Raw genomic sequence first — 22,420 nt, 5'->3', positions numbered from 1 at the left:
AGTGAATGACTGGACAGTGAAAAGTTCTTATCGAAAAATCGTCACATAGCAAAATAACCCAATCAAGCGAATCTGTAGTATCCTTAAGGTTCCGACACCAGAAAGGAGATCAGATCGCAAGAGAGGGTTACAAGAATAGTGTACCCGATTTCGTTACGATCGACCAGTCCATGTTGAAATTGATGAATGAAGTTCTATGTGCATTTCGAGCTTGCTTTTCCCGCGTCGCCGCCTTCGAGTGGTTCGTTGTCATCGTTGTCGGTTTGATGGTTCGTTCCGATCATCTCGGTGTCACTTCCATCGTCCGGGATCTGGCGCTGCATCCGCGTCATTACGAGTCGATGATCCATTTCTTATCACTCAGGTCCTGCGCCAGCAAGGCGTTCGGGTATCCGAGAAAACAGTCGCCCGCATCATGCAGGAGTTGGGGCTCAAGTCGCGCACCGTCAAGAAATACAAGGCGACGACGAGCTCGAACCACCATCTGCCGGTGCATGACAATGTGCTGAACCAGCAGTTCACGGCACAAGCTCCCCATCAAGTCTGGATGGCAGACATCACGTACGTTCCGACAGACGAGGGATGGCTTTATGTCGCGAGCGTGATGGACTTGTACACGCGCAAAATCGTAGGCTGGCACGCCGGCGAGCGAATGACCAAGGAACTGGTCTTGCAAGCTCTGGACCAGGCTTACAGCCGTCAGCGGCCCAAAGGTAAGGTTCTTCATCATTCCGATCGGGGCAGCCAATACGCTTCCCATGAGTACCAACAACGGCTCCTAAAATACGGGATGAAGGGCAGCATGAGCCGCAAGGGCAACTGCTACGACAACGCCTGTATCGAATCGTTCCACAGCGTACTCAAAAAGGAACTCGTTTATCTGGAAAAGTTCAAGACCCGCAAGGAAGCGCAAAGTAAGATTTTTGAATATATCGAGTTTTTCTACAATCGCAAACGAGTCCATTCGGCGATCGGGTATCTCACACCCATTCAATGCGAACAAATGTACGATTGTGTTGCGTAATTTTCTCGATTCCATGTGTCCAATCTATTGACAGAGGTCCACTTATCTCAAACTCCCATGTTTCGCCTGAAACATAAGGATTTTGTCTTCAGTCCGAACGACACCTTGCGGGTGTCGTTGACAGCTTGACTTACTTCCAAACCCTTTTCAACAATAACACTTCCTGAATATACCCCCAGACAGACACGGGGGAAAGAATCATCTGGTAACATAATACAAAAAGCCAGAAACCCAAGATGTTTTTTCGAATACGTAAGTTAAGTTTTTGGAATACAGATTTCTGAAAGATATACAAAAGATAATAACTCAACAATGTCAATGGTAACACCAATATCGTCATTGGTCCGACAATCCAGTAAACACCAAAAAATGCAAGTACCAGACCAGGAATCCAACAAAAAGTATACGTGAAATCAAGATACGGCATAATCAGATTGACACCAGTTAAATATTTGACAAATAAAATGGGTTGTTGCCAAGGTTTCGTCACTCTGAGAGCTTCAATCATACCCCGAGCCCAACGCGAGCGTTGCTTAATGTAATATGTTAAAGTTTCGGGGACATCAGTAAACGCGACGGCAAGAGGTTCAAAATAAACTTTCCATCCGTTCCTTAAAAAGCTCCAAGTGAGCACAATATCTTCACCAATTGCGTCTGGCCACCCTCCCACCTCTTTTAGTGCATCTGTCTTGTAGATGCTATAGGCACCTTGTGCAACCAATGTGCCCTGATATAAACCTTGCAAACGCTTGATTGAAGCGATCCCTAAGAAATAGTCCCATTCTTGAACCTGAATTTCGAAAGTGCGATCCTATGAAAACATAAAAAAGTGCCCAAATCTTTGGTAGAATGGTGTTTATCGAGAACACTACACCCAAAGAGAGGAGCACCTTTTAGGTGAAGTCTACCACACCCATCAGCAAAATCAAGACCGAATTTTCCCTACAGAACGCGACCAATTTCGGCGGCATCAAAATCTTCCTGGAATACCTCGAAAAAATCAAGTTTGCCGCTGCTTTACAAAGGCTGTCATGCATGAAAGCAAACAACTCGCTGTTCCCCGTCTACCGTATTCTGCTTTATCTCGTCGTCGGCTGGATGCTCGGCTGCGAACGCCTCTTCCATTTCCGCAAGCTACAGCAAGACTCGCTTCTAAAGCGGTTTCTCGGTGGACGCTGTCCGCACCATTCGCTGTTATACAAAGAGTTGTCGCGTCTTAGCAAATCGCACCCGAACTTGTTGACTGAGCTGCGGTCGCTCAATCAGGAAATCATTGGACCTTGTTTACCAGAGGCTCTCATTCTGGACCTTGACTCCACCGTTGAAACCGTATATGGCGATCAGGGCGGAGCGGCTAAAGGCACGAACCCGCATAAGCCCGGCCGTAAGAGTTATCATCCTTTGCTGGCCTTCGAAGGACAGTCTCGTCTATGTTTGAATGCCGTTCTACGTTCGGGCAATACGCACTCCTCCACGGATGCGTCAGCTTTTCTTCACCAAACCTTCGAACTGCTGAGGGAGCATCCGGTGAAGTACGCGAGGTTCGATAAGGGCTTCGGCGGTGAAGATTTCTACGGCCTGTGGGGAGGCAAAGGAATCGGTTACGTCGGAAAGTTGAAATGGACAAAGCGCCTTGCAGAACAAGTCGCAGCCTGCCGGTACTGGAAACGATTCGTCGATGAAGACTGGATCATCGAAGGGATTACGATCATCTACAAAGCGACATCTTGGGAGAAGGCGCGCCGCGTAGCGATTGTTCGCAAGGCACACATCGTCGATGAAGGCCAGACCCGCATGGTGTTCGATTCGGATTGGCAATACGAAGCGATCGTCACCAATCTCGAATGGGAGCCGCTTGATCTGTGGCGCTTCTACAACCAACGCTGTTGCATGGAGAACTATATCAAGGAAGCGAAGAACGGCTTCTCCATTGATAGAATTGCGACGAGCGAATTTGAGGCGAATGAACTCGACTTGTTGATCAAATTACTCGCCTACAATTTGTTCGAGCGATTCAAGCGAAGCTGCTGCGAACCGGTACATCAAGGTTACACAATCGCACGGTTCCGATTAGAGTTCTTCCATTGCGCAGCAACGATTATTCGGCATAGCCGCAACATCATTCTCAAGCTGGCGAAAGACTTTGCAAACCGGTATGCATGGCAACGAATAGAAGCCAGGATCGCACTTTTGGAATGAAAACCCCTAAATTTAACATGGAAGAAATCGCAGCCTCTTCATTGGGGAGGGGGAAAGTGTATCCACATAATGTTGACTTGAACCGAACGAACTGGGAAATCGCCACATTCTTACAGCTAGTTTGGCAGTTCCACTATATACAGCGTTTGATATTACGGGCTTTCGAAATTTAGGTTGAATTTTGGTCAACCAATTTTTTCGACTGTTACGCACCAATACAGCTCCTGCGACAGCACAAACGTCATCAGGAGCACTTAATATCCGAGAAACAAGATAACGAACTGCCGACTGATGCAAAAGTGTGTCTGCATCCAGAGTAATCACATAACGAGTGTTTACTTCCTTTAAGCCTGTATTTAACGCATTAAACTTTCCAGGAACTTCTTCCCGAATGATGCGCAAGGAAAGACCTAAACATTCAGCAGTTATTTTTGCCTCTTCAGATGTTCGATCTATTGAACCATTATCAATAAGAACGACATGAATATCTCCAGGGTAATCTTGATTTTTAATATAGTGCAGTGTATTGACAATTTTATTTTCTTCGTTTCGACAAGCAATTAATATAGTAACAGGTTCGTAAGGCCATTCTGTTTTAAATGGAGGCTGTCGATCCAAAATCAGACTGATAACAAGAAAAGCATTCAGATATCCAGGAATATAAGCGATTCCCCCAATAATCAATAAAGCCACGGGAAATGTAATCACATCAGCCAAATCATAGAGCCAAGGAAGAGAAACATATACGGATACAACCATCCACAACGCCGCAAATCCATGACTGATTAAAAATTTGGCAACCACTGGCACATAAAAAGTATTTCGTGGAGATAAATTTGGCTGCAACGGTAAATTCACGATAACTCCCCCTATGGTCCCTATGTTAGGCCTATATGATTACACCTAAATCATCATGATAACCAAGAGTGAAAAAATTAGCAAATGACAGATTATAATGCTACATAGAATCTATCCCGAAAATAATAGTCGCTAAAAAGCACAAAAAGGCCAACCCACCGTTACATCGCTTCAAATTGGAAAATGATAGGGGATTATGCGGTTTGCTCCCGTTCTTTTACCATAACGTCATATCCTGACATTTCCAACTTCCGTATCGCTTGTCGGGCCATCTGTTCACGCCGGCGTTCTTCGTAATAATGAGGCCCCAGTTCGTTGTAGACCTGTTTTTCCTTTAGCAGATGGTAGACGATGGTCAGGATCCGATGGGCCACCGCCACAGCCGCCCGATTGGCCCCTCGTCTGGCGGCAATGCGATGATATAGACTGGACAGATACGTGTGTTTCGTTCGGACTGCTGCCCGTGCCGCCTCAATGAGAGCGCTCCGAAGCTTCGGATTCCCTTTGGTCGTTCGCCCGGACTTTCGTTTCCCAGCACTTTCGTTGTTCCCTGGAGCCAACCCCGCCCACGAACACAAATGAGCGGCAGACGGAAAGCGGCTCATGTCGGTACCCGTTTCAGCGACAATTTGTTCCGCCGTCCGCCGGGCCACCCCGGGAATGGTGTCCAGCCGCTCCAGGTCTTCCTCAAAAGGGAGCATCCGCCTCTTGATCTCCTCGTCCAACTGTTGAATCAGCGCGTCCAGTTCATCGACGTGCCGCAGTTGGGTTTGGAGCATCAACCGTTGGTGCGGGCCGATCAGTCCTTTGAGCGCGCGCTGGAGATCCACTTTCTTGTTCTTCAGACGCCGAAGTGCCAACTCCGACAAGGATTCCGGATCAACGTTACCGGCTATCAGCGCTTCGATCATCGCACGCGCCGATTTGCCCGGAATATCGCTGGCTACCGACGACAGTTTGATGTTGGCGCCTTCCAGCACTTTCTGAATCCGGTTGACTTCTCGTGCCCGCTCCTCGATCAGACTACGGCGGTATCGGATCAACTCGCGAAGCTCCCGTTGATCACGCGGCGGAATGAAGCTGCCTCGGAGCAATCCATGCCGGAGCAACGAAGCGATCCACTCGGCATCCTTCACATCGGTTTTTCGTCCGGGAACATGCTTGATATGCTGCGCATTGACGACCAAGGTTTGAATCTCTTCCGTCTCCAACAGGTTATAGACGGGTTTCCAGTAGGAACCGGTGCTTTCCATGGCGGCGTGGGTGCAACCTTTGCTCTTGATCCAGTCCACCATCTGCAACAGATCGTCGGTCATGGTCGAGAATGTGCGGATTTCTTTCTCGTCCGGCGTGATAATGCAGGCCACGACCGTCTTTTTGTGGACATCCAGTCCACAGACATGGCTGTAGACGACATCCATGATGGACAATCTCCTTGCGGCTTTGTCGATTGAGGGCTGGTGCAACGACCACACATGGGCCATTCTATCCCGCGTGCTTCCCGAAGGAGCGACAATCTGTGGTGCACCTGGTCGTTGGGGTCCGTCTAAGAGTCGGGCTCGCAGCACCAAGAAACAACGCCCCCCCTCCACCAGCCGCAGGAATATTGTACCACATTCGCCCATTTTCGTAAGCGTCAAATAGCCCCCACCTGTCAATCAGATGAGGGCTATGATACATTGGTTTATGATTGAGGCGCTCGGCAAGTCAGCGGCAACGATGACGACCAGGGCAAAAGGCGGTCCAGTGCCTCCGGATCTTTCGGATCCGGAAGCTGTGGAAGCTGCTCAAACAGATACTTCAAGTATTGGAACGGGTTCAGCCCGTTCTCTTTCGCCGTTTCAATCACGCTGTAGATCGTCGCGCTGGCCTTTGCGCCACGAGGCGTATTGGCGAACAGCCAGTTCTTGCGTCCAATCACGAACGGCTTGATCGACCGCTCGCTGCGGTTGTTGTCAAGCTCCAGACGTCCGTCTTTCAGGAAGGCCGTCAGCTTGTCCCACTGGTTCAGGCTGTACGCGATCGCCTGTCCCAGCAGACTTTTCGGCAGCGTACGGGACCGCTGCTTTTGAAGCCATGCCAAATAAGCCTCCAGAATGGGCTTGCTTCGCTCCATTCGGACGGCATGGCGTTCTTCCGGCGACGCGTCCTTAAGCTCCCGCTCAATTGCAAAGAGCTCATTGCAGAACGCAAGTCCCTGATGGGCGGCCGTTTCGGTTTTCGATTGTCCGGCGGGCAATGCCTTCAGCGCCTCGTCGAACTTGCGGCGCGCATGGGCCCAGCATCCGACGAGCGTGACGCCTTGCACCTTGTGGTAGCCGGAATACCCGTCGACGTGCAGGTAGCCCTTGAATCCCGAAAGAAACGCTCGCGGATGCGCCCCGTTTCGCGTCGGCTTGTAGTCGTACAGGACGATCGGCGGGCCCGTTCGCCCGGTCCGATACAGCCACAGATACGACTGCGTCTCGGCCGATTTGCCCGGCTCGCGCAGCACCTGAAGCGTCGTCTCGTCCGCATGCAGAATGTCCTGCTTCAGCAAATGCTCGCGCATGCGGTCCACAAGCGGCGACAGCCACGTTGCGCCGTACATCATCCAGTTCGCCAGCGTCTGCCGCGAGATCGAAAGCCCCAGACGGGCAAACTGCTGCTCCTGCCGGTACAGCGGCTGGCTGTCCACGTACTTCTGCGTCATGACATATGCCATACTCGAAGGAGAAGCGAGGCTGCCCGGATAGACGGGTTTCGGCATCGGAGCGGTCACGATCGGCGTGCGGATCTCCTCGCGCTCGCAGCGACGGCAGGCATATACCTTGCGCACATGCCGCACCACTTTCGCCTGTGCCGGGATGATCTCAATTTCATTGCGTGTTTCGGTGCTCATCTCATGAAGCGTACCGCCGCAGCACGAGCAGACCCGCTCGTCCTCGCCAAGCTCGTACGTCACCGTCTCGATCGGCAGATGGTCCAGCCTGGCTTCGCGCTTGCCGGTTGGCTTGCGGCGCTCGTACGTGATCTTCTCCGTCGGCGGCTCCTCGCCTTCGGGCGTGGCAAGCACTTCCGCTTCGTTGAACAGATCGAATGCCAACTGATCCGGATGCGTCTTTTCGCTTGAGGCGCCAAAGCGCTTCTTCTGCGCCAGCCGGAACTGCTCTTCGTACCATTTAAGTTTGGCCGAAAGTTCGGCCACTTGCTGCTCCAGCCTGGCAAGCTGTGTCGCATATTCTTCGATGGTAAGGGTGGGATGATCCGCTCGATTTTCCATACGTTAGCATTTCGACAAGCCGGCCTTGATGCCTGCTGCAAGATGTGGTGAAACGGTGAACGTTTTTGCGCTAAATGACCGCTTGAGCCGTGACGTTGGGATGCGCCTGCCGCTGGCTCAGTTCAAGTCCGTCGAGCAGCCAGCGAAGCTGGCGGCTGGTGACGGTGAGCGTTCCTTCATGGCCGTTTGGCCACTTGAACGTCCCGCGTTCGAGACGGCGGTAGAACAGCCAGAACCCGTTGTGTTCCCAAGACAAGATCTTGAGCTTGTTGCGCTCGCGGTTGCAAAACACGAACAGGCACGGCGAGAACGGGTCCAGGCCGAAGCTTTCCTGAACGAGCGCGGCCAGAGAGTCGATGGACTTGCGCAGATCGGTCGGCCCAGAGGCCAGATAAACGCGCTGGACTCCGGCTAGCGTCAGCATGATGCTTCACCCAACGCACGAACGACTTCGCGGAGCAGACCGGGGTCGAAGCCGGCATGAAGTTCGATCCGCGCTTTTCCAACGCAAACCGCCAGAAAGGACGAGACGTCAGATTTCGGATGGCCGTCGGCAACTGTAAGCGGCACCCAGCGGTTGGGGGATGGCGAAGAAGGAGAGGGCGGCAACTTTTTCGCCTTGTAGAGCCAGTACTTCAGTTGATCGAGGGTGCAATGATTGGCGGCGCACCAGGCGGACATGGTCATGCCGCTGGCGCGATAGTCGGCAATGCGCGCGGCCCAGAATTGACGGCGTTGTTCTCGGGGAGTTATGAGGCAACCTCCTGTTTGAGTGGATTGCCTCCATTTTCGCATGGATGTTGCGGGGCGTTGAAGGTGGGGAAGGTTTGACGCTTACAAATAATTCATGTCCATCCCACTTTAGCCCCACCAAAGCCTCCAATCCATTACCGCACAAGGGTTTTCGGGATTTGAGGAGCCAGTTGGTACAAAATGCCAGGGAAATAAAAAGTGTCCGTCCATTTGGAAGAAACTAGTCAAAAAGGCGGCAGGGAGCACGAAAATGGAACGTTGGGAAATGTCCAGGGAAATGTTTTGAGGGGATTTAGGGAAGAGGGATTAGGGGGATCAAGGAGGGAGGGTATATGGGGAAAAAGCCTGATCCCTCAACCCTTTCCGCCCTATACCCTGTCCCCCTATCAACAGAAAAGCCAAGCATGAATCAGGGCAAAACCCTAACCACGCTCGGCTTCTTGGACATTTTTTATTTTCCTTGGACAGATTTTATTTTCTCAGGACGGGATTTATTAGCTGTCTACAACAGGATCGCGCTCGGCTGTCGCGTTACTCCACCGTCACGCTCTTCGCCAGATTCCGCGGCTTATCCACGTCATGGCCGAGCGCGAGCGACGCGTAATACGCGATGAGCTGCAACGGCACGACCGACAGCGCCGGCGTGAGGAGCGGGAGTGTGTCCGGGATCGCGAACAGCTCGTCGACCGACTTCGCGACCTCGTCCTTGTTGCTCCGGTTCACCAGGCCGAGCACGCGGGCGCCGCGCGCCTTCACTTCCTTGATGTTGCTCAGCGTCTTCTCGTACAGGTCTTCCTGCGTCACGAGCGCGATGACCGGCGTACCGTCTTCGATCAGCGCCAGCGTGCCGTGTTTCAGCTCGCCGGCCGCGTACGCCTCGGAGTGGATGTACGAGATTTCTTTCAATTTCAGCGAGCCTTCCTGCGCGACCGCCCAGTCGATGCCGCGGCCGATGAAGAACAGGCTGCTGTGCTTCGCCATCGACTCCGCGATTTGCTTCAGCACGGCGGAATGCTCCAGAATGTCTTCCACCTGCGCCGGAAGCTCCTTCAAAGCGGCGATGACCGACGCGATGAACGCTTCATCCTTCGTGCCCAGCGTCTGCGCGAGATAGAGCCCGAACAGATAGAATGCGATGAGCTGCGTCGTGTACGCCTTCGTCGATGCGACGGCGATCTCCGGTCCCGCCCACGTGATGATGACGTCATCCGCCTCGCGGGCGACGGAGCTGCCGACGACGTTCGTGATGGCCAGCACGCGCGCGCCCGCGCGCTTCGCTTCGCGCAGCGCCGCCAGCGTGTCGGCCGTCTCGCCGGACTGGCTGACGACGATGACCAGCGTGTCCGGCGTTATAATCGGATTGCGGTATCGGTATTCGGAAGCGACGTCCGCCTCCACCGGAATACGCGCCAGGCTCTCGATGACGTGCTTGCCGACGAGTCCGGCGTGCAGCGCCGTTCCGCAGGCGACGATGTGCACTCTGCGGATGTTCCGGATGTCGCCTTCCGTCATCTTGAGTTCCGGCAGCACGACCCGCCGGCCGTCCGGCGAGATGCGCGATCCCATCGTGTCGCGATACGCCTTCGGCTGCTCGTGAATTTCCTTCAGCATGAAGTGCTCGTAACCGGCTTTCTCCGCCGTCATCAGGTCCCAGTCGACATGGAAGACGTCCTTGGCCACGGGCTGACCTTCGATCGTCATCACTTCGACGCTGTTCTTCGTCAGCACGGCCATCTCGCCGTCCTCGAGAATGTACACCTCACGCGTATGCTCGAGAATCGCCGGAATGTCCGAACCGATGAAGTTCTCGCCTTTGCCGATGCCGATGATGAGCGGGCTCGCGTACCGCACCGCCACGAGGCGATCCGGTTCGTACTCCGTCAGGACGCCGAGCGCGAACGCGCCGCGCATCCGCTTCACCGCCCGCTGCACCGCCTTCACGATGTCGCCGTCATACTCGTCGGCGATCAGGTGGGACACGACTTCCGTATCCGTCTCCGACACGAACGTATGGCCCGCAATCGACAGCTCTTCGCGCAGTTCGAGATAATTTTCGATGATGCCGTTGTGCACAACCGTAAATTTGCGCGAATTGTCCGTATGCGGATGGGAGTTGATGTCCGACGGCTTGCCGTGCGTCGCCCAGCGCGTATGACCGATGCCGACCGAGCCCGTGAGCGGCGCGTCCTTCAGCTTCTCCTCCAGCACGGCGAGCCGGCCCTTCGCCTTGCGAATCTCCAGCCGGTCGCCGGTGTGAACGGCGATGCCCGCCGAGTCGTACCCCCGGTATTCGAGCTTCTTCAAGCCTTCGAGCAGAATCTCCTGCGTGTTCCGATTACCGATATATCCAACAATTCCGCACATTCGTTCGTACCTCCGCTATTCGGGATCCCCCGAAAGCCTCCGGGTCCGGAACGCATGTGCATGTGCGTCTATTCGATTGTGATGCCCATGCCGCATGACGAACCGGCAACGGGGCATTCAGGGTGATAAACGGCATGAATGCCTTGTCCTGGATCGTAATGGTCCGCTCTGCCGAGACCTTTGTCGGACCGGTCGCCCGGTCGTTTTCCTTCCCGGCTTGACGGCTGGAACGGATGCAGCCGGAGGGTCCCCGCCGAAAACTTCGAACACCCCCGCCTCGTCAACTTGCCGCCCGCCTCGCCGCCGCACCGCCATGCCGAAATCCCCGCTTCCCGCGGATGACGATGACGGCCGGCAGCAGCACGGGCCCGCAAGTTCTGGCGCTTGAATCGTTGGACTCACTACCCTCGCTTTCTTTCCCGAATTATAATCCCTATCATATGCATTTTCATGACAGAATGCAACGGCTAGAATTGTCGAAGCGCTGCGGCCGCCCCCGAATCCGACGGAAAATCCGCAAAATGAAAACAGCCGTGAACTCCGCGGGGAGTTCCGGCTGCCTCCGTCCATTTTCCTTATCCCAGCTCCGCTTTCACCACGGCCGCGATCCGTTCGACATGGGCCGCCACCTGGGCTTCGTCCGGCCCTTCCGCCATGACGCGGATGAGCGATTCCGTGCCCGACGGACGGACGAGCACCCGGCCGCTGTCGCCGAGTTCCGCTTCGGCCGCCGCCACCGCTTTCGCGATCGCTTCGTTGTCCTTGAACCTGGATTTATCCGCGACCCGCACGTTGACGAGCACCTGGGGAAATTTGCGCATGATCGTCTTCAGCTCGCTCAGCTTTTTGCCGGAAGCGACAAGCGTATCGACGAGCTGCAGCGAAGTGAGAATGCCATCCCCCGTCGTATTGTAATCGAGGAAAATGACATGCCCGGATTGCTCCCCGCCCAGGTTGAACCCGCCGCGGCGCATCTCCTCCATGACGTACCGGTCGCCGACCGCCGTGCGGGACGTCTTCAGCCCGAGCGATTCGGCCGCTTTGAAGAAGCCGATGTTCGCCATCACCGTCGTGACGATCGTATCCGCCTTAAGCTTGCCGGCCTTCCGCATCGCCTCGCCGCAGATGAGCAGGATGAAGTCGCCGTCCACTTCGGCGCCGGTCTCGTCGACCGCGATCAGCCGGTCCGCGTCGCCGTCGTAGGACAACCCCAGGTCCGCGCCGTGCGCCTTCACCTGGGCGATCAGATGCTCCGGATGCGTCGATCCGACGCCGTCGTTGATGTTCAGCCCGTCAGGCGAAGCGCCGACCGTGATCACTTCGGCGCCCAGCTCGCGGAAAATGCGCGGAGCCAGCTCGTAGGCCGCGCCGTGCGCGCAGTCCATGACGATGCGCAGCCCCTTGAACGAATGTTTCACCGTCGTCTTCAAATATTCGAGATAGCGGTACTTCGCCTCATCGTCCGTCGTGACGGTGCCGATGCCGCCGCCTTCCGGGCGGGGCAGCTCATCCCGCTCGGCGTCGAGCAGCCGCTCGATCTCGAGCTCCGTCTCGTCGGAGAGCTTGTAGCCATCCGCGCCGAAGAACTTGATTCCGTTGTCCGCCACCGGATTGTGCGACGCCGAAATCATGACGCCCGCATCGGCGCCGAGCAGCCTCGTCAGCCAGGCGACAGCCGGCGTCGTCACGACGCCCAGCCGGATGACGTCCGCGCCGATCGAGAGGAGCCCGGCGGTCAGCGCCGCCTCGAGCAACGGCCCCGAGATGCGCGTGTCCATGCCGATGACAACCTTCGGCTTATCCGCCTTGCCCGCCAGCACATAGCCGCCGCAGCGGCCGATTTTATACGCGAGTTCGGGCGTCAGCTCGCGATTCGCGACGCCGCGCACGCCGTCCGTTCCAAAATATTTCCCCATGAATTCGTCCCTGTCTCCTTCTCCCTGTCATGCTTCAGCGCGGGGCGCCGGTCGGGCCATCCCTTCGTTCGGACCATCTTCGCCGAACATGCAATGCCCGATCCTTGATCCCCGGTCTAACGGGATTCGCCGGCCGCGTCTTCCTCCGTGCCGTCTGTGATCTCCACGGTCGCCCTGAGCTGCTGCGGATACGACTGTGTGACGAACTGCGGCAAATGCACGTCGAGCACGATCGTGTGCTTTCCCGTCGGCAGCCCGTTCAGGTCGGCGATCACCTGCACGTCCTTCGCCGTCAGATCGGCCAGCACGCTCGGCGCTCCCGTCACGTTCAGATCGACGGTGCCTCCCTCCGGCTCCAGGATCCGCGCCTTCATGCCTTCGGCAAGGCCGGCCGTCGTGATGGCGATCTGCGGCAGCGTGATCGTCTCGGACGGTTCGAGCTCAATCGCGATTTCGATCTGTTTCGGTTCGATCTGTGCCAGATCGCGGCCCGGATCGAGATCGAGCGTGACCGTGCCCGAGCGCTGAACCGTCGACAGATTGAGCGTCACGCCGTCGAAATATTCCATCTTGTCAAGCGTCTCCTGCGGCCCGTAGACCGTGACCGTGTCCGTCGACGGCTTGAACGAGGCGATGCTCATGCCGATCGGCAGCCGTCCGGTGAAGCGGATTTCAAGCGGCAGCTTCTTGTACGGCTTCGTGATCGGCACTTCCACTTCGACCACGTTCGGGGTAAGCACGGCCCCTTCGATCTCGTTGCCGTTCTCATCGTATGCGGCAAGCCGCACCTTCTGTTCAACCACATTCGATTCGACGCCTTCGACATTGATCACCGCGCCGACATAGGCGACGGTGTTCAGCTGATCCTTCGGCATCTGCACGAACACCCGGTTGTTCGGCTTCACGATCGGTTCCGCGACCTTGTAGCCGTTCGCGGGCGTTCCTTCCGTCCGGATAATAGCTTCAAATTCCTTCGTCTGCACCGGCACGATGTCCACCTTGACCCGCGTCGGCGAAATCGAGCGAAGCTGGACGCGGCCCGGAAGGTCATACCGGACGACGAGATCGTGCACGCCTTCGCCAAGACCGGACACATCCACCCATACATCGGGTACGGCCGACATCAGGTCGGCGAGCCGCCCTTCGACGAGCAGCTGCACCGTGCTTGGCTCGATCGAACGCAGATATTGCGTCTCCGGATCGAGACCGCGCGTGCCGACTTTCACCGCCGTGAATTCGCGGGTGTCGATCGTGGACGCCACCTGATTCGGTGGCGACTCCGGATCGAAATGAACGACGGCGAACAGCAGGATGCCGATCACGACCGAGAGGATCTTGAGCACTGTCGGGTTGCTGAGCCATTTATCCATTCGAGGAATCCTCCTTCCGGTTCCAGAAGGCGAACTTCGAACGGCGTTTCTCCACCGCCTGATGCGGCGTGAGCTCCTGGAACAGCTTGGAGATCAGCGACTCCTCATTGATGTCGCGCACGATCATGCCTCCGACCGACAGCGAAACCTGCCCCGTCTCCTCCGAGACGATGATCGCCACCGCGTCGGTCACTTCCGTCAGCCCGATCGCGGCGCGGTGACGGGTGCCGAGTTCCTTGCTGATGAACGGGTTCTCCGACAGCGGCAGGTAACAGCCCGCGGCCGCCACCTGGCTGCCCCGGATGACGACGGCGCCGTCATGCAGCGGCGTGTTCGGCGTAAACAGGTTGATCAGCAGCTCGGAACTGATCCGCGCCTCCAGCATCGTGCCGGACTCGGTGTACTCGATCAGCCCCGTTTCCCGTTCGAAGACGATTAACGCCCCGATCTTTCGACGTGCCAAATAATTAACGGCCTTAATTACTTCGCCGATTTGATCCGTCACATCGCGGTTAACCAGCGTCGACCGCGCGAAAATCTTGCCCCGGCCGAGCTGTTCAAGCGCCCGGCGCAGCTCCGGCTGGAAAATGATCAGCACGGAGACGACCCCGAACGTGAACATCTGATTCATGAGCCATTTCAGCGTGTACAGATTGAACCAGGTGCTGACCGCCCACGTTGCGACGAGGACGAGAATACCCTTGAGCAGTTGGACAGCCCGCGTGCCGCGTACGATCATGATGAGCTGGTAGATGATAAAGCTGACGATGGCAATGTCGATGATATCCTTGATCCAATCGTTCCATGTCATGTCCTGAAAATAACTCACGGATCCGCCCCCTACGACCGTACACAGGCCCGCTCCGATCGTCTGCTTCAACTTATAGGATTTCTAGATAACGTAACGCAAATCCTCCAACTTGTCAAAAAAAAGTGCCCTCCGGCGATGGAGGGCGTTTCCAGAGTCATGAAGCAAGATCGATAACCGTGCTTCTCAGCTTGTACCAGATCCAGTCGAGCGCCTGATTGATCTCCCGCGCTTCGCCGATCACCTTCGCCGTCGAAGCCATGTTGACCGACCCGTCGATCACCGTCAAATTCCCGCGTATCTCGCCGACTACGACCGCCTCGCCGTTCTCGATGATCAAATCCCCGTCGACCCGCGCGCCTTCCGGCACGACCACCTTGTTCCCTTCGATGACGATCTGCGACAGATCGCTGCCTCTGACGACCATCTCCTGGTCCTGTTCCCACGAAGCGATGAAGCTGGCCAGCAGGACGAGGCTGAGCATGGCCGCCACCGTAACGCCCGGGTATTGCCGCAGCCACCGTGCGAGCCGTCTGCTGCGACGCCCGGGAACGCTCTTCAGGATGCGGTCCGTCAAGGCCGCCCGATCGGCTTCGGTACGCCCGACGGGCGCGGCAAGCGCCATATGCAGGAATCCTTCGGTCCGCTCATAATCGTTGAATCGTTCCCGACATTCCGGACAGCCGCCCAGATGCGCCTTCAGCTCGGACGCATCCTCATGCGCCAGATCGCCATCAAAATACTCGTGCATGAGTCTGGAGGCTTGTGCGCAATTCATGGCCAGTCCCTTCCTTCTGAGTTCAACGCATGTTTGCATAATTTTTCTATACAATACGTATCGATCAGGGCAAGGTTTCAAAATTCATCCCGCGGAAATTTCGCCCCGCTCACAGTTTGCGCTCCAGCTTCTTCCGCAGATACTCCCTTCCCCGATGCACCCGCGTTTTCACCGTCGTCACCGGCATGTCGAGCACTTCGCCGATCTCCTGAAGCGACAAGCCGTGCAAATAACGGAGCACCATGACGGACTTGTATTTCGCCGGCAATGTATCGATCGCCTGGCGGACGATCCGCTGCGTCTCCGACAGCAGCATTTCGCTTTCCGGCGTGCGATCGTCGCTCGGGATGACCGCGTAACCGTCCAGTCCTTCGTGTTCGGTGGATTCAGCGTCAAGCGAGTAGGTCGCCTTACGCTTCCGCAGCCGGTCGATGCACAGGTTCGTCGCAATCCGGTAGATCCATGTGGAGAACTTCATCCCTTCGTCGTACCGGTCCAGATTGCGGTAGACGCGCAGGAACGCCTCCTGTACGACGTCCTCCGCCTCCTGGCGGCTGCCCAGCATCCGGAAGGCCATATGATACAGCTTATCCTGATAAAGTCCGACGATCTCGGCGAACGCCTGCTGATCGCCCTTCAGCGCCTTGCGCGCCAGGCGCGCTTCGATCGGTATCACGATTCCTTGTTCCCTGCCTTCCAACCGGCATTCCCGTTACAGCCGCATGCCGGCCGCATCAGCCCGTATTCCGGAGACCGGCCGCAATGCCGTTGATCGTCAGCAGCACTTCGCGCAGCAGATGGGGATCGTCTTCCCCGCGGACGCGCAGCGCGCGCAGTTCGGTGAGCAGCTGCACTTGAAGATAGCTGAGCGGATCGACGTACGGATTGCGCAGCCGGATCGATTCCTGAATGATCGGCACGTTGTCCAGAATTTCCTTCTGGCCCGTCACGCGCAGGATCATCTCGGTCGTCAGCTCGTATTCCCGTTCGATCATGCCGAAGATGCGGTCCCGAATGGCCGGATCCTTGATCATGCCGGCATACTCTTTGGCAATATGCATGTCGGCCTTGGCCAGCGCCATCTGCAGGTTGTCGATCAGCGTGCGGAAGAACGGAAACTCCACATAGGCGCGGCGCAGCTTATCCAGCTTCGCCTCGTCGCCGCCGACATACTCCGCCATCGCCGTGCCCGCGGCGTACCAGGCCGGCAGCAGGAAACGGCTCTGCGTCCAGGCGAACACCCACGGAATGGCGCGCAAATCTTCGAAACGGTCGCTGTTCTTCCGCTTCGAAGGCCGTGAACCGATGTTCAGCTCGCCGATCTCGTTCAGCGGGGTCGACTCCTTGAAGAACGTCAGGAAGTCCGGATCGCGGAAAATGAGATCCTGATACTTCTTCATCGCCCGTTCCGACAGTTCCTTCGCGATCGACTCGTACTCCGCGTTCTTGTCGCTGTTCTGCTCGGGATACTTCGCGAGCCGGGCCGCGGTGATCAGCGCGCTGGTCGCCTGCTCGAGGCTGCGGTAGGCGATGCCTTGCATCGCGTAGCGGGACGAAAGCACCTCGCCCTGCTCCGTAATCTTGATGCCTCCGCCGATCGTATGCGGCGGTTGCGCGAGAATGCTGTAATTGAGCGGCATGCCGCCGCGTCCGAGCGCGCCGCCCCGGCCGTGGAAGAATTTCAGCTTCACGCCGTAGCGATTGCCCGTCTCCGTGATCTCGTTCAGCGCGACGCGCAGCTCCCAGTTCGCCGTCACGACGCCGCCATCCTTGTTGCTGTCGGAGTAGCCGAGCATGATTTCCTGCAGCTGCCCCATCGCTTCGACGGATGCGCGGTAAATCGGCAGATCGAAGACGCGCTGCATGATCCCCGGCGCGGCATGCAGGTCGTCGATCGTCTCGAACAGCGGCACCGGCTGCAGCGTGCAGACGACCTTGCCGTCCTCGTCCCGGCGGAACAGGCCGACTTCCTTGGCGAACAGCAGCACTTCAAGCATGTCGCTCGCGCCCTGCGTCATGCTGATCAGGTAGCTGCGCACACAGTCCACGCCGAATTCCTGCTGCGCGCGATAGACGGTGTGGAAGACGTTCAGACATTCGCGGGTTGAATCCGAATACTCGATATGCGGCGACGTCAGCGGCCGCGGATCGTTCAGCAGCTGATCCAGCAGCCGGATTTTCTCTTCTTCATCCAGCGCCGCATAATCCGGCGTTATCTTCATTTTCGCCAGAATCTCCGCAATCGCATTCTCATGCTCCTTGCTGTGCTGGCGAATATCGAGCGTCGTCAGATGGAAACCGAAGAGTTCCACCTGGCGGATCAGCTTGCGGATATGGGTATCGGCGACATAATCGGCGAAATGGTAGCGCAGGCTCCGGTCGATGATCTTCAGATCCTGCTTCAGTTCCTCGGCGCTGTTGTAGCGGGCCGGCGTGCCTTTCAGCTCTTCGCGCTTCATGTTCGCCAGCTTCTGCAGCATATAGCCGATCTTGATCCGGTACGGCTCCTTGTCGTTGCGCCACCGGTCCAGGTTCGCCAGATCTCCGATCGCCTCGCAATCCCGGCGGATCGACTCGATCAGCTCTTCCGACACCTTCACGATGCTCGTGCTGAAGCTGAGCAGCGACATCAGCTTGCGCAGTTCCGCGCGGTACTTCGACACCGTAAGGTGACGATGCCGGTTGAACGTCTCCCACGTTACATCCGACGTGCAGGACGGATTGCCGTCCCGGTCGCCGCCGATCCACGAACCGAAGCGGAGATACGTCGGCACATGCCAGCGTTCGCCCGGATAATATTTGTCCAGGCAGCGCTCCAGCTCCTCATAGACGTCAGGCAGCACATCGAACAGCGTCTGATCGAAATAGAACAGCCCGTTCTGCACTTCGTCGAGGACGGTCGGCTTGCGGCTGCGAAGCTCGTCCGTCTGCCAGAGGGTCAGCACTTCGTTGAGCAGTTTGTCCCGCAGACGCTCGCGCTCGCGGTTCGTCAGCGTCGGATTGTCCAGTTCCAGCACGTCGCAGGCCATCCGTTTGTGAATGTCGAGCACGGCGCGTCTTGTCGCCTCGGTCGGATGCGCGGTCATGACAAGCTCGAGCGAAATGCCTTTGATCATTTCCCGAACGATCTCGACCGGAACGCCGCGTTCCTTCAGATCCTTCACTGCGCTCTCGATGGAGCCCGGCTGCACGGCTGCGCCCGCCGAACGCTCATAATCCCGCTTGCGCCGAATCCGGTGAATCTGTTCCGCAATATTGACGAGCTGAAAATAAATCGCGAACGCCCGGATCACCTGATGCCGAATCTCCGGATTGAGCGATTCCACGAGCTGTTTGAACTCCTCATGCAGCTTCGGGTCGAACGACGCGCGGAGTGTCTTGCTCATCTCGCGGATGCGTTCGACGACTTCGAGCAGCTGCTGTCCGCCCTGGTGCACGAGCACTTCACCCAGGATATTGCCCAGATAGCGGACATCCCGCCTCAGCAGGCTGCTGACCTGGGGGCGGCTCTGAGCCGTTTGGGTTGCGGCTTGATCGGACATACCTTTCCTCCTGACTGTTCATGCGCACTGCGCCGCAAGCGCAGCATCCGTATAAAAACTCACTCTCTCCATCATACAACAAAACGGGCTTCCGATGAAGTCCGGGCATAGAAAAAACTCCTTACCAACCGTAAGGAGTTTCCGATATGCGCTGTTATGGAGCGGGTGATGGGAATCGAACCCACGCTACCAGCTTGGAAGGCTGGAGTTCTACCATTGAACTACACCCGCGGAAAAGTGGCGTGCCCAGAGAGATTCGAACTCCCGACCTTTTGATTCGTAGTCAAACGCTCTATCCGGCTGAGCTATGGGCACATAAAGAAATGGAGCGGACGACGGGAATCGAACCCGCGACCCTCGCCTTGGCAAGGCGATGCTCTACCGCTGAGCCACGTCCGCAGATTATGCTGCCGTGATTTCCGATGACTTCATCGAAGCGGCAACAACAAATATATCAGGTTTTCAGGGTGATTGCAAATGGTTTGTCACAAACATCTGCAATCGGTATGCGCACTCACAGGCGGCAGGCAGATGGTGCGCGTAGAGGGACTTGAACCCCCACGGTTGCCCGCTGGAACCTAAATCCAGTGCGTCTGCCAATTCCGCCATACGCGCACGGGCTGATGGTGAGCCATGTAGGACTCGAACCTACGACACCCTGATTAAAAGTCAGGTGCTCTACCAACTGAGCTAATGGCTCATAACGTGGCTGGGGATCTAGGATTCGAACCTAGGAATGACGGAGTCAAAGTCCGTTGCCTTACCGCTTGGCTAATCCCCATCAAAAACGCTGCTTGGGTGCAGCGGAGCAAAAAAAAAGATGGTGACCCGTAGGGGATTCGAACCCCTGTTACCTCCGTGAAAGGGAGGTGTCTTAACCCCTTGACCAACGGGCCACAAAAGAGAAGGAGAAAAAAAGCTGGAGCTCTCAACCGGGATCGAACCGGTGACCTCATCCTTACCATGGATGCACTCTACCAACTGAGCTATGAGAGCGTGTGGCTCCCCGAACAGGACTCGAACCTGTGACAACTCGGTTAACAGCCGAGTGCTCTACCGACTGAGCTATCGGGGAATGAGGGGGTGTGTATTCCATTATACAGGAAAATTTGCACCCTGAAAACCGGATGCGAATGAAATGTTGAATCAAGCTGATGGTGTTTAGGATAAGCCCTCGACCGATTAGTATTCGTCAGCTTCACGCGTTGCCGCGCTTCCACCTCGAACCTATCAACCTGGTCATCTTCCAGGGGTCTTACCTTTACAGTGGGAAATCTCATCTTGAGGGGGGCTTCGCGCTTAGATGCTTTCAGCGCTTATCCCGTCCGTACTTGGCTACCCAGCGGTGCTCCTGGCGGAACAACTGGTACACCAGCGGTACGTCCATCCCGGTCCTCTCGTACTAAGGACAGCTCCTCTCAAATTTCCTGCGCCCGCGACAGATAGGGACCGAACTGTCTCACGACGTTCTGAACCCAGCTCGCGTACCGCTTTAATGGGCGAACAGCCCAACCCTTGGGACCTACTTCAGCCCCAGGATGCGATGAGCCGACATCGAGGTGCCAAACCTCCCCGTCGATGTGGACTCTTGGGGGAGATAAGCCTGTTATCCCCAGGGTAGCTTTTATCCGTTGAGCGATGGCCCTTCCATTCGGTACCACCGGATCACTAAGCCCGACTTTCGTCCCTGCTCGACTTGTCAGTCTCGCAGTCAAGCTCCCTTCTGCCTTTACACGCTCCGAATGATTTCCAACCATTCTGAGGGAACCTTTGGGCGCCTCCGTTACGCTTTGGGAGGCGACCGCCCCAGTCAAACTGCCCGCCTGACACGGTCCCTGCACCGGATCACGGCGCCAGGTTAGAACTTCGATACGATCAGGGTGGTATCCCAACGGCGCCTCCACCGAAGCTGGCGCTCCGGCTTCCCAGGCTCCCACCTATCCTGTACAGACCGTACCAAAGTCCAATATCAAGCTGCAGTAAAGCTCCATGGGGTCTTTCCGTCTTGTCGCGGGTAACCTGCATCTTCACAGGTACTAAAATTTCACCGGATCTCTCGTTGAGACAGCGCCCAAGTCGTTACGCCATTCGTGCGGGTCGGAATTTACCCGACAAGGAATTTCGCTACCTTAGGACCGTTATAGTTACGGCCGCCGTTTACTGGGGCTTCGGTTCACAGCTTCGGCCTAAACCTAACCGCTCCCCTTAACCTTCCAGCACCGGGCAGGCGTCAGCCCGTATACTTCGCCTTGCGGCTTCGCACAGACCTGTGTTTTTGCTAAACAGTCGCTTGGGCCTTTTCACTGCGGCCCCCTCGGGCTATTCACCCTACCGGGGCACCCCTTCTCCCGAAGTTACGGGGTCATTTTGCCGAGTTCCTTAACGAGAGTTCTTCCGCGCGCCTCAGCATGCTCTGCTTGCCTACCTGTGTCGGTTTGCGGTACGGGCACCTTCGCCTGGCTAGAGGCTTTTCTCGGCAGCCAGAACGCATGACCTTCGGTACTACAAGTTTCCCTCCCCGTCACAGCTCAGCCTTGTGACGCACGGATTTGCCTGTGCGCCAGCCTCGCTGCTTGGACGGACTATTCCAGCAGTCCGCGTCACTGTCCTTCTGCGTCACCCCATCGCTCTTCAGCGGCTTACGGTGGTACAGGAATATCAACCTGTTGTCCTTCGACTACGCCTTTCGGCCTCGCCTTAGGCCCCGACTAACCCTGAGCGGACGAACCTTCCTCAGGAAACCTTAGGCTTTCGGCGGATGGGATTCTCACCCATCTTTTCGTTACTCATACCGGCATTCTCACTCGAGTACACTCCACCAGTCCTTCCGGTCTGACTTCAACGCGTACCCGACGCTCCCCTACCGCAGCGCACGAACGTGCGCGTACCCATAGCTTCGGCGGCGTGTTTAGCCCCGTTACATTTTCGGCGCAGAGTCACTCGACCAGTGAGCTATTACGCACTCTTTGAATGGTGGCTGCTTCTAAGCCAACATCCTGGTTGTCTTTGCAACTCCACATCCTTTCCCACTTAACACGCACTTGGGGGCCTTAGCTGATGATCTGGGCTGTTTCCCTCTTGACCATGGATCTTAGCACTCATGGTCTGACTCCCGGGCAGCAAGTATGCGGCATTCGGAGTTTGACAAGACTTGGTAACCCTTGGCAGGCCCCGCACCCTATCAGTGCTCTACCTCCGCTACTCTACACCCGAGGCTAGCCCTAAAGCTATTTCGGGGAGAACCAGCTATTTCCGGGTTCGATTGGAATTTCTCCGCTACCCCCACCTCATCCCCGAGCTTTTCAACGCTCGTGGGTTCGGGCCTCCAGTCCGTGTTACCGAACCTTCACCCTGGACAGGGGTAGATCACCCGGTTTCGGGTCTGCGCCTGCGTACTCATTCGCCCTCTTCAGACTCGCTTTCGCTCCGGCTTCGGCTCCCCGCCTTAACCTTGCACGCAAACGCAACTCGCCGGTTCATTCTACAAAAGGCACGCCATTACCCGTGACGTTTCCGAAGGAAAGCGTCATAGGGCTCTGACTTCTT

Annotated in this window: 13 protein-coding genes, 9 tRNA genes, 1 rRNA gene and 2 pseudogenes (1 of these 25 only partly in view); 2 read left to right on the top strand and 23 right to left on the bottom strand. The window is 56.5% G+C overall.

Features of this window, described 5'->3' with window-relative positions; translation table 11 throughout:
- Positions 1 to 355: 355 nt before the first annotated feature.
- Positions 356 to 1,024 (top strand): annotated as a pseudogene (locus tag THECO_RS01710) (IS3 family transposase); the annotation flags it as partial.
- 130 nt (positions 1,025 to 1,154) lie between these two features.
- On the opposite strand, the pseudogene THECO_RS01705 reads toward THECO_RS01710, so the two are convergent.
- Positions 1,155 to 1,817 (bottom strand): annotated as a pseudogene (locus tag THECO_RS01705) (glycosyltransferase); the annotation flags it as partial.
- 104 nt (positions 1,818 to 1,921) lie between these two features.
- On the opposite strand from THECO_RS01705, the gene THECO_RS01700 reads away from it, so the two are divergent.
- A complete protein-coding gene (locus tag THECO_RS01700) occupies positions 1,922 to 3,223 on the top strand; it encodes an IS1380 family transposase (RefSeq protein ID WP_015253342.1) in 1,302 nt (433 codons plus the stop codon).
- 12 nt (positions 3,224 to 3,235) lie between these two features.
- Here the strand turns inward: THECO_RS01700 and THECO_RS20880 are convergent, their stop codons facing one another.
- The 22 genes from THECO_RS20880 to THECO_RS01600 all read right to left on the bottom strand — a co-directional run.
- On the bottom strand, positions 3,236 to 4,081 hold the full coding sequence (locus THECO_RS20880; RefSeq protein WP_232427722.1) for a glycosyltransferase family 2 protein: 846 nt from the start codon (positions 4,079 to 4,081) through the stop codon (positions 3,236 to 3,238).
- 194 nt (positions 4,082 to 4,275) lie between these two features.
- Positions 4,276 to 5,502 (bottom strand): IS110 family RNA-guided transposase, encoded by a 1,227-nt coding sequence (locus THECO_RS01695; RefSeq protein WP_015253341.1) that lies wholly within the window; start codon positions 5,500 to 5,502, stop codon positions 4,276 to 4,278.
- A 263-nt stretch (positions 5,503 to 5,765) separates the two neighbouring features.
- Positions 5,766 to 7,343 (bottom strand): IS66 family transposase, encoded by a 1,578-nt coding sequence (gene tnpC, locus THECO_RS01690; RefSeq protein WP_041853745.1) that lies wholly within the window; start codon positions 7,341 to 7,343, stop codon positions 5,766 to 5,768.
- Positions 7,344 to 7,413: 70 nt separating this feature from the next.
- A complete protein-coding gene (gene tnpB, locus THECO_RS01685; RefSeq protein ID WP_015253339.1) occupies positions 7,414 to 7,767 on the bottom strand; it encodes an IS66 family insertion sequence element accessory protein TnpB in 354 nt (117 codons plus the stop codon).
- Positions 7,761 to 8,138 carry an IS66 family insertion sequence element accessory protein TnpA gene (gene tnpA / locus THECO_RS20875; RefSeq protein WP_408646059.1) on the bottom strand — a complete coding sequence of 126 codons (378 nt, stop codon included), beginning with the start codon at positions 8,136 to 8,138 and terminating at the stop codon, positions 7,761 to 7,763. Before tnpA ends, tnpB begins: the two co-directional genes overlap by 7 nt.
- A gap of 489 nt (positions 8,139 to 8,627) precedes the next feature.
- Entirely contained in the window at positions 8,628 to 10,460 is a 1,833-nt protein-coding gene (gene glmS, locus THECO_RS01680; RefSeq protein WP_015253337.1) for a glutamine--fructose-6-phosphate transaminase (isomerizing), read from the bottom strand.
- A gap of 575 nt (positions 10,461 to 11,035) precedes the next feature.
- Positions 11,036 to 12,376 carry a phosphoglucosamine mutase gene (gene glmM / locus THECO_RS01675; protein WP_015253336.1) on the bottom strand — a complete coding sequence of 447 codons (1,341 nt, stop codon included), beginning with the start codon at positions 12,374 to 12,376 and terminating at the stop codon, positions 11,036 to 11,038.
- A gap of 116 nt (positions 12,377 to 12,492) precedes the next feature.
- A complete protein-coding gene (locus tag THECO_RS01670; protein WP_015253335.1) occupies positions 12,493 to 13,746 on the bottom strand; it encodes a CdaR family protein in 1,254 nt (417 codons plus the stop codon).
- A complete protein-coding gene (gene cdaA, locus THECO_RS01665; RefSeq protein WP_015253334.1) occupies positions 13,739 to 14,575 on the bottom strand; it encodes a diadenylate cyclase CdaA in 837 nt (278 codons plus the stop codon). Before cdaA ends, THECO_RS01670 begins: the two co-directional genes overlap by 8 nt.
- 136 nt (positions 14,576 to 14,711) lie before the next feature.
- A complete protein-coding gene (locus THECO_RS01660) occupies positions 14,712 to 15,332 on the bottom strand; it encodes a zf-HC2 domain-containing protein (RefSeq protein WP_015253333.1) in 621 nt (206 codons plus the stop codon).
- A gap of 109 nt (positions 15,333 to 15,441) precedes the next feature.
- Complete coding sequence (sigW, locus tag THECO_RS01655) at positions 15,442 to 16,008, bottom strand: RNA polymerase sigma factor SigW (RefSeq protein ID WP_086010538.1); 567 nt, start codon at positions 16,006 to 16,008, stop codon at positions 15,442 to 15,444.
- A gap of 58 nt (positions 16,009 to 16,066) precedes the next feature.
- Positions 16,067 to 18,874: a phosphoenolpyruvate carboxylase gene (ppc, locus tag THECO_RS01650; protein WP_015253331.1), complete on the bottom strand. Its 2,808-nt coding sequence runs from the start codon at positions 18,872 to 18,874 to the stop codon at positions 16,067 to 16,069.
- Between the two features lie 157 nt (positions 18,875 to 19,031).
- Positions 19,032 to 19,105, bottom strand: a tRNA-Gly gene (locus THECO_RS01645).
- A gap of 7 nt (positions 19,106 to 19,112) precedes the next feature.
- A tRNA-Arg gene (locus THECO_RS01640) sits at positions 19,113 to 19,189 on the bottom strand.
- 9 nt (positions 19,190 to 19,198) lie between these two features.
- A tRNA-Gly gene (locus THECO_RS01635) sits at positions 19,199 to 19,273 on the bottom strand.
- A gap of 133 nt (positions 19,274 to 19,406) precedes the next feature.
- Positions 19,407 to 19,489 (bottom strand) — tRNA-Leu (locus THECO_RS01630).
- A gap of 9 nt (positions 19,490 to 19,498) precedes the next feature.
- Positions 19,499 to 19,574: transfer RNA gene (locus tag THECO_RS01625), tRNA-Lys, on the bottom strand.
- A 6-nt stretch (positions 19,575 to 19,580) separates the two neighbouring features.
- Positions 19,581 to 19,655: transfer RNA gene (locus THECO_RS01620), tRNA-Gln, on the bottom strand.
- A gap of 40 nt (positions 19,656 to 19,695) precedes the next feature.
- Positions 19,696 to 19,770 (bottom strand) — tRNA-Glu (locus THECO_RS01615).
- Positions 19,771 to 19,794: 24 nt separating this feature from the next.
- Positions 19,795 to 19,870: transfer RNA gene (locus THECO_RS01610), tRNA-Thr, on the bottom strand.
- A gap of 3 nt (positions 19,871 to 19,873) precedes the next feature.
- Positions 19,874 to 19,949, bottom strand: a tRNA-Asn gene (locus THECO_RS01605).
- A gap of 87 nt (positions 19,950 to 20,036) precedes the next feature.
- A 23S ribosomal RNA gene (locus THECO_RS01600) occupies positions 20,037 to 22,420 on the bottom strand (it continues 575 nt past the right edge of the window).

This window comes from Thermobacillus composti KWC4, from assembly GCF_000227705.2.
Lineage (GTDB): Bacteria > Bacillota > Bacilli > Paenibacillales > Paenibacillaceae > Thermobacillus > Thermobacillus xylanilyticus.
Note: the sequence above shows the minus strand (reverse complement) of the source record. Positions and strands in the feature narration are given on the sequence as shown.

Coding starts and splice junctions, on each gene's coding strand:
- tnpC (WP_041853745.1), bottom strand. CDS start 7,343: ATGGAAAATCGAGCGGATCATCCCACCCTTACCATCGAAGAATATGCG.
- glmS (WP_015253337.1), bottom strand. CDS start 10,460: ATGTGCGGAATTGTTGGATATATCGGTAATCGGAACACGCAGGAGATT.
- ppc (WP_015253331.1), bottom strand. CDS start 18,874: ATGTCCGATCAAGCCGCAACCCAAACGGCTCAGAGCCGCCCCCAGGTC.
- tnpB (WP_015253339.1), bottom strand. CDS start 7,767: ATGCTGACGCTAGCCGGAGTCCAGCGCGTTTATCTGGCCTCTGGGCCG.
- glmM (WP_015253336.1), bottom strand. CDS start 12,376: ATGGGGAAATATTTTGGAACGGACGGCGTGCGCGGCGTCGCGAATCGC.
- THECO_RS01670 (WP_015253335.1), bottom strand. CDS start 13,746: ATGGATAAATGGCTCAGCAACCCGACAGTGCTCAAGATCCTCTCGGTC.
- tnpA (WP_408646059.1), bottom strand. CDS start 8,138: ATGCGAAAATGGAGGCAATCCACTCAAACAGGAGGTTGCCTCATAACT.
- THECO_RS01695 (WP_015253341.1), bottom strand. CDS start 5,502: ATGGATGTCGTCTACAGCCATGTCTGTGGACTGGATGTCCACAAAAAG.
- THECO_RS01660 (WP_015253333.1), bottom strand. CDS start 15,332: ATGAATTGCGCACAAGCCTCCAGACTCATGCACGAGTATTTTGATGGC.